The organism is Clostridium akagii DSM 12554 (assembly GCF_000686725.1).
Lineage (GTDB): Bacteria > Bacillota > Clostridia > Clostridiales > Clostridiaceae > Clostridium_I > Clostridium_I akagii.
In genome coordinates this window covers 1-7849 of record NZ_JMLK01000048.1, presented here as the reverse complement: position 1 = coordinate 7849, position 7849 = coordinate 1, and the positions used below count along the sequence as shown (strand labels likewise).

Here is a 7849-nt window from a genome sequence, read left to right as displayed (position 1 = left end):
TGGCTCTTCTTCTAAAACAATTATTTTGTCACCATTAATTTCGTTTATATATATTTTCTTACCATACTCAGTAACATAGCCATCGGTAATATTTTTAATTTCGTCGGAAGTTAGCAATAATTTATGTACACCCTTACCTTTATGTATTTTATATTCAATAAACCTTATTATTTCTGTAAAAACAAATATTGATAAGAAAGCCATCACCGCACTTAAATAATCTAAAGCTGTTAATTTATTATATTGATAACTTCCCATGAGGTCAAAGAATCTTGTTGTTCTTGTTGTATTTAGACCCAAATAGCTTAAAATATTATGAGAAATATTCATTAAAATAACGACATAAAATATAAAGTTTACTAGTGATAGGAATTTAGGTATTATTGTTAATTTACCACAAAGCCCATCAGAGTTATCGAATATATCATTATGATATATTCTATCCATAATATAAAGATATGGACAGTATACTAAAAAATAGACAGATATTCCTATTAAAAATAAAGCAATGACAATTTCAATACATACTATAAATATATTAACAAACATATTACCTCTCCTCTTTTTTTTAAATATTAAATTGACATTTGTACAATTTCTTTGGATTGTTAATTATAGCAAAAAACGAATAGCCAAAATTATAACTAATAAAAAAATCAAAAGAACTAAAACTCCTGGAGTGAGCAAATGATAGAGAAATTCCATAAGGAAGCCTCCTTCTAAATTATAATTGCTATGAAATATTTATATTATTACAATCACCTTGAATTTTGACACTTTTCCCTATTATCTATTACAATTTAATAAATTAAATTGTATCTTATTTTATTAAAAAGGATTAATTATTTGATTTATTTCTTTTAAATCTTTATCTAATAATAGTTCATTGTTTTTAAGCTTATTTATCAATTTTTTAGTCCTAATTAATTTGCTAACATATTTTTTTATGTATCTTTCTTTAGCTTCATTTGTTAATCCAATTTTATTTTTAGTAATGAAATCAACCTTATATTCAAAAAAAATTTTTCTGTCTTGTAATATTTTCAGAATCCACTTTAATCCATCAGCAGATATTATTATATTTTTAATAGGATAATACATTTTAAATTCTTTTCTATATATAATTCTATCCCATATATACTCAAAAATTTCTAAAATCAATTTAATTCTCTCCCTCATAGTTTTAATGGATATAATTTTGAAAAAATAAGATAAGGAAATCCCTTATCTTATTAATTTATCATTTTAATTCTAAATACGAATTTAATTTTTTTTCAAATTCCTTTGATTGCTTAAGCATTTCATCATATGCACTAACAAGCTCTACCATTATAGTTAAGTCCTTATTTTTACTTAATGATTTTGCCCTATTTTCTATCTCTTTCATAGTGATCGAGACATCTTTTATTTTTGTGATTATTTCAGTGTTTAATTTTAAGCTATCATAGTTTGTTTTATTAGCTTCATTTTTCGCATTTTTTAGTAGTTCATTAAGTTGTCGTTCTTTTAATTTTGCGTTTTGTAAGTCCGTCATTATTTTATCGTATTTTTCTTTATTTTGTGTTTCGATTTTTTCTGTTACCCTTTTTTCATATTCATTAATTATATTTTCCTGTTCTTCCTTCTGTTTTTTCTTTATTTCACTTAAATCATTTATGGCTATTTCACTTCTTTGTTTATATTTATCTCTATCTTCTAACAACTTATCTTTTTCAGATATTAGTTCCCTTTCTTTAGTTGCAATGTCTTTTAATAACTTTTCTTTTTCAATTTCTTTTTCTTTTTCAATTTCTTGTAACTTTTTCCTTAGAGAAATACTTTCATTCTTTGAGATTTCAACATTTTTATTTACAATGCCTAATATTACATTTTGAGATTCTTCATTAAGTATTGCGAATTCAGAAGCACTTGCAACACTTAATTTTTCATCCTCTAATAATTTTCTCAATTCAGGTATCAAATCTTTACTTATCTTCTCATATCTACCCACCTGTGTTAATGAAAGATTTAAATTTTCTGCAATCATATTTCTTATCCTACCTGGAATTTTTTCACCTTTCGCTTTTTTCTCTTGATATAAAGCTTTAAGTCTCTCAACTTGTTTCAACTTTTCTGTTTCCGTTAATTCTCTAGCATTTGCATTATCTGTTATCATCACTATTTCTGAATCTAAATCGTTAAGCTCTCGTATTTTACAAGGGACAACATTAAATTTGCTTAACCCTTTTTCAACTAATTTCTTAAGAGCTGTAAAACGTCTATGCCCTCCAATTAACTCATAATTACCATCTGCTACTGGTCTAACTAATAGATTAGTATTTAAACCAGTCAACTCAATATCCTCTGCTAATTCATCTATATTTCTAAGTTCATAAAAATTCTTAGGATTCATCATTAACTTTGATAATTCTATGTATTCTATTGGAAACTCCTCCTTAGCTTCAAGAGTATCCTTCTTATCTGTTACTTTTGATATATTATTTAACATATTATCTGTAATTGAAAACTTTTTAGCCATTAATATAACATCTCCTCACATTTTAAAAATGTATTTATTTGTTTAATATTTCTTTTGTAAGTTGTCTATAATTTAAACTTGCTGTTGCCCTTTTATTAGAAAAAACAACTGGAATTTGTTCATATGTGCTTTCAACTACTTTTACATTGTTTTTTATTGTTGTATTTAAAATTTTATCATTAAGTGTTTTTCTTAGGTGTTCTTTAACAACTCTATTTACCGTTGTAGCATTATCCATTGTTATAAAGCATCCTGTAAATTTTAGTGAATGATTAAATTCTTCTTTTATTTCATTTATACTATCGAGCAAATATCCCAATCCATCTAAAGCAAACTGGTCAAGTTTTATTGGTACAATAACTTCATTTGATGCAACCAAAGCATTTATAGTAACCATACTTAGACTTGGAGGACAATCAATTATACAAAAGTCATAATCGTTCTCTAATACTTTTAAAGCTCTTGCAAGTCTATTTTGCTGACTTCTTGTTGTATCCATTAAAATCTGTCTCTCTGCAAATGCTAATGTGACATTTGAAGGTAATATATTGAAGTTCTCATAATCGGTATTTTTAATAACTTTCTTAATATCAGTTTCTTTATTCAACAATACTTCCGTAACACTTTCATCATCCATTGAATAACATTTTAAAATTTTACTTGCATTTCCTTGTGAATCTAGGTCCACAATTAAAACTTTGTACCCAAGTTCTTGTAAGCAAGCTCCTATATTAATTGTTGAAATAGTTTTTCCAACTCCACCTTTAATATTAACAACTGAAAACACTTTCATTTTTATTCCCCCTGCTTTTTATTTTTTTTGTACTATTGATTTATTATTATAATTAGATATAATTCCTTTTGACATTGAGTTCATAAAAATTCTACTTAGAAAACTTATTACAATGAATAAAACTACAACAAAGATAATTTTTTTAACTAAAAATTTTATGATAATTGATAACGCTTCACATATTGATAATAACAAAAATTTAATTGTTTGGTTCAGAAATTTTACAACAACCATACTAAGTCCCCCCCACATATTCAATTATTACACACAGGTTAAGTTCTCTAAAATTGTCAAAAATCCTTTGTTGTCTCAATATTCCACCCCATTTTATTCATTTGTATTAACTTAGTCCATCTAATATTATACCTAACCTTAAATCTCTTTACATACTGTATAATAAATTTCTCCATTTTTACATGCATCACGATATTCTTTTTTTAGCTTACATTCCAATGTTGTTGTTAATTTATTAACCTTTAAACCTTTATCTTTTACAAACTTCTCAAAACTTATAGATGGCTCTATATCTATCCTCACAATCCTTGCCATTTGAAAGCCCCTCTCTTATCTGATTATTTATTTCTTTATATATATTGTAACACATTTTGTAACACAATACAATATAGTTATAAAAAAAATACCCCCTGGGGACACTTTTTTTTAAGGAAAACTCAAATTATAAAAAAAATAGAATCAAAAAAATCCAATGGATTATTCTTGATTCTATATCTATAAAGAATTATTTATTATATGTAGCTGTATGCCGTTTTTCAGCATATAGAAGCTACTTTTACTATCTATGTGGATTATACCTTCTTCAAACTTAAATGCAGTTTAAATTATAAATAACAGTATTACAAACTTAGGATAATATTCATACATATATTTATCTTTCAAATCATTTATCCCATCCTAAAAGCTTTCTTTCTAATTCATCATAATCATAACTTCTTTGTTCATAATCGTTAAAATTAGTTGTTCTATGACTTATAATAGGTTTTTCATAAATCGGAACTGTAGCTTTAAACCAACCAACAAACCCCTTTTTTATATTTTGAGTTTTGGAATATTCAGCAACTTCATTTATTAATTTCAATGGATCGCTACCATATTTATTATGTTTTGTAGCACATTGATAAAATTCATTAGCTGCTTTATCAGTAATTTCCTCACCAGTAACATTTTTTATAATTGATTTAACATTATTTATGTAAATTTTTTCTTTCTTTAGAACTTCTTTATCTATTTGCGTTGCTACTATTTCATTCTTTGCTTTACCATTTGATTTTATATAAAATTTAATATTTGTAACCTTATTTTTAGTCTTAACTTCTTCAAATTCAAATTCAATATCACTATGACCGTTAATCTCTTTATAAGATGGTTCTAATACAAAGCGTCTAAAATTTGCATACTTTTTATAACTTTCAGGACATTCTAGTTTTTCTCTTAAAATATCTAAATTATCAATTCTCATGCCAGTATCTTCATATAGCTTCAAATAATAATATAATCTTTTACTATAAATACAATTGAAATTAAGTGTATACTGAATATTATAAAATACAGCTCTTTTAACTTCTAGCAACAGCTCTTTTAAAGTCTGTCCTATTTCAACTACAATTTTGCCTTCTCCATCAAAATATTGAATACTGGAGAACCAAGCAAAGTATATTCTATTTTGTTTTTTTTCACTTATCTTATTAATTATAGAAAAACCTTTTCCTTCAAATGTTTTTACTGCCTTTTTTAATTCCCCATAAATGTTTGATTTATCTTGTATATTATATAATTTAGTATACTTAATAACATTAATTTCATATTTCAATTTATTATCATTCTCAATAGTTGCAAAAACCATGTCTAATATATCATTTTGCTTTTTATTTAAACTAAACCTTGCTTCTATTATACTATCAGGTCGCATACAGATTAAATTTCCACCTTTTTTTTCTTTCATGGACTAATATTACTCCTTCCGCAAACTACTCATTAAAAATATTTTATCATACAAAGGTGAGAAAATATTTTATATTTCATCTTTACAACAGTAATTTTCTCACCTTTTCTAAAAATTTAGATTTATAAAAAATTTAGATTAACATATGTGCCATAAAATTCATAACTTTATAGCGTTAACTTCAAAATCAAGGGAATATTTTTAATATTTTTTTATATAATTGTAAATTTTATGTTTTTTATTGTTTTATATTTACAGCAGTCATTCTCTCACCCTTCTACAGTCGTTCTCTCACCCTTTTTACAGTCATTCTCTCACCTTTTGCGGTCATTCTCTCACCCTTTGCAGTCATTCTCTCACCTTTTATCGTCTGTATGCATTGGGACAACTGCTTTTGAACTATTCCTACTATACTTTTTACTATACTTTTATTATACTTTTACTATACAACATTAGAAAGTTGTTATATATAAAAATTAATACCATTTAACCACAAGTCTTGTTACTGGAGTAAACTCTTTATCTTGTAACATATTTTGTAACACGCAATAGGCAAATAAATCAAATATATAATTCTATAATTAAATTTCCCCTTTTCCTTTTTTACTTGATATATCTATGGTTCTTCTTTTCATTTCTCTATACCAATCAGCTCTATCCTTAAATCCTAATATCTTTATTGCTTCATCTAATTTTTTTAAATTTTCTTCCGTATCTCTTACCTGAAACCTATTATTTGAAACCATTGTCTACTCCTTTTAATATTTATTTTGTATCTTTAGTTTTTGTCTTTGGAAGAACTTTTAACTGCTCCAATTCTCCTAATATATTTTTATATTTAGCCTGGTAATCTTCTATCTCTTTATTATATTTACTATTAAGTTCCTCAATAATTTTTTGATGCTCTTTATCTTTATCGAGTACAGCCATATCCTTATCAATTTTGGAAAGTTTTTTAGAAGTCTGTAATTCTTGTTCATGTTCCACTTTCAAGTTTTGAATATTTCCATTAAGGTTATTAATAATAATTTCATTCTCTTTTTTTACTTGTGCCATGTCTATAAGATGGTTACTAGCAACATATTTCAATTCTTCTTTATACTTCATTTCTAAAGTAGATATATTATCCTCTTTTGATTTAATCTCCTTAGTCAATATATTTAAGTTGTAATCCCTATCTTTAATGATAGTATCTTTATCGGTTAACTTTTTCTGTGCATCTGTTAATAATTCTTTTATCTTTTCATTGTCAGTTTTATACTCTTTATATTCATTCAATAAACCTGCAAGAGTATCATTTTTGCTTTTATACTCTTCAATTAGTGTCTTTATATTATCATTACTTTCAGTTAGCTCTTTAACTCTTTGTAAATGTTCATTGTTTTCATTAACTATATTATTATATGATTCATTGATTTTATCCTTATCTGCTACTATTGTATCAATTTTACCTCGCAACTCTAATATAATCGAATTCTTTTTATCTAATTCGATCTGTTGCTGACCCTCTTGTGCTTTAGCTATATTTTCAATTCTCTTGCCAAGATTAAGATATATATTGTCAATTCGTTGGGTTAAAGATTGTAATTCTTTCAAATCCTCTGCAATTTCTGGGATATTTTCTTTAGTGCTTTCTAATTCGTAACTACTTACCAATAGTTGCATAAATTCTTTACCAGTTCTAGCCCCACTATTTTTCTGTAAGCTATCCAATTTTGACTTTAATTCATTATCAACTTTTGCACCATATGTCACATCATTCATTTTATATACTCCCTTTATATATATTAGTTAACACGTTAACCTATTGATATTACTCTATTTATTAGTTAACCAATGTTAATTTTATATCTATTTAAAGATATTTACAAGTAGAATTTATTGAATCCCACTATGTACACTTCATACTATTTTATTGTACTCCGCTTGTACTCCGTTGTCAACGAAAGCAAAAGTGTTCCCTGGGGGTACTTTTGTAAAATTCTAAAATAAAATTATTTTAGAATTTTATTTTTCATATATTTATAGTTTTTCCAGTCATAATACATTCAAAACAATTGCAGTATTATCATCCATGATTTATTTTAATATCAATAAGTTAACTGGTTAACTTATTGATATTAAACACTTTGAAAGTTAACTAATATCTATGAAAATTCATTTGTACTTACCTGATAACCAAGTACTCCATTTGTACTCCTTCATTGATAAAAAGAAAAGTGTTCCCTGGGGACACTTTTCTCAATAATTATTTTTTTATAAGATTATAAATTTGATTTATGAATATATAAAATTAAAAATACACACCTAGTTAAGTATTTTTAATTTTATAGAATCTCTCACCGCATCCACACCATAAAGCATTATCTTCATTTACCATAGTATCAACTGTACATCCACAATTGGGACATATAATATCTTCATAGAAAATATCATTACCTTTTCTATCTAAATATTTGTTTTTAATATTGTAATATTCCTCAATAGGTATACTTGCCCAACCTACATGAACATTATAAAAATTACTAACATCCCAACATTTAGCAACTATACTGTAACAATCTTCTCTATTTAACAT

10 protein-coding genes are annotated in these 7849 nt (G+C 25.6%); all 10 read right to left on the bottom strand.

The window, feature by feature from the left end:
* On the bottom strand, nucleotides 1-549 hold a 549-nt coding region (locus tag BR66_RS0115540; RefSeq protein WP_026883713.1), incomplete at its 3' end, for a hypothetical protein.
* Nucleotides 550-828: 279 nt separating this feature from the next.
* The gene (locus BR66_RS0115530; protein ID WP_026883712.1) at nucleotides 829-1161 is read right to left on the bottom strand and encodes a hypothetical protein; all 333 of its coding nucleotides are present in this window, start codon (nucleotides 1159-1161) and stop codon (nucleotides 829-831) included.
* 79 nt (nucleotides 1162-1240) lie between these two features.
* A complete protein-coding gene (locus BR66_RS24070; protein ID WP_035796436.1) occupies nucleotides 1241-2518 on the bottom strand; it encodes a ParB/RepB/Spo0J family partition protein in 1278 nt (425 codons plus the stop codon).
* Between the two features lie 34 nt (nucleotides 2519-2552).
* On the bottom strand, nucleotides 2553-3311 hold the full coding sequence (locus tag BR66_RS0115520) for a ParA family protein (RefSeq protein ID WP_026883711.1): 759 nt from the start codon (nucleotides 3309-3311) through the stop codon (nucleotides 2553-2555).
* Nucleotides 3312-3329: 18 nt separating this feature from the next.
* Nucleotides 3330-3545, bottom strand: coding sequence for a hypothetical protein (locus BR66_RS0115515; RefSeq protein ID WP_026883710.1), 216 nt, complete (start codon nucleotides 3543-3545; stop codon nucleotides 3330-3332).
* 138 nt (nucleotides 3546-3683) lie between these two features.
* Entirely contained in the window at nucleotides 3684-3860 is a 177-nt protein-coding gene (locus BR66_RS25775; protein ID WP_156946306.1) for a hypothetical protein, read from the bottom strand.
* 349 nt (nucleotides 3861-4209) lie between these two features.
* Nucleotides 4210-5271: a replication initiation protein gene (locus BR66_RS0115505; protein WP_026883709.1), complete on the bottom strand. Its 1062-nt coding sequence runs from the start codon at nucleotides 5269-5271 to the stop codon at nucleotides 4210-4212.
* 581 nt (nucleotides 5272-5852) lie between these two features.
* Nucleotides 5853-6017, bottom strand: coding sequence for a hypothetical protein (locus BR66_RS25770; protein WP_156946305.1), 165 nt, complete (start codon nucleotides 6015-6017; stop codon nucleotides 5853-5855).
* Between the two features lie 19 nt (nucleotides 6018-6036).
* Complete coding sequence (locus BR66_RS0115495) at nucleotides 6037-7035, bottom strand: coiled-coil domain-containing protein (RefSeq protein ID WP_026883708.1); 999 nt, start codon at nucleotides 7033-7035, stop codon at nucleotides 6037-6039.
* 547 nt (nucleotides 7036-7582) lie between these two features.
* Nucleotides 7583-7849 (bottom strand): hypothetical protein (locus tag BR66_RS26035; protein WP_035796434.1); only part of this gene is annotated, 267 nt, incomplete at its 5' end.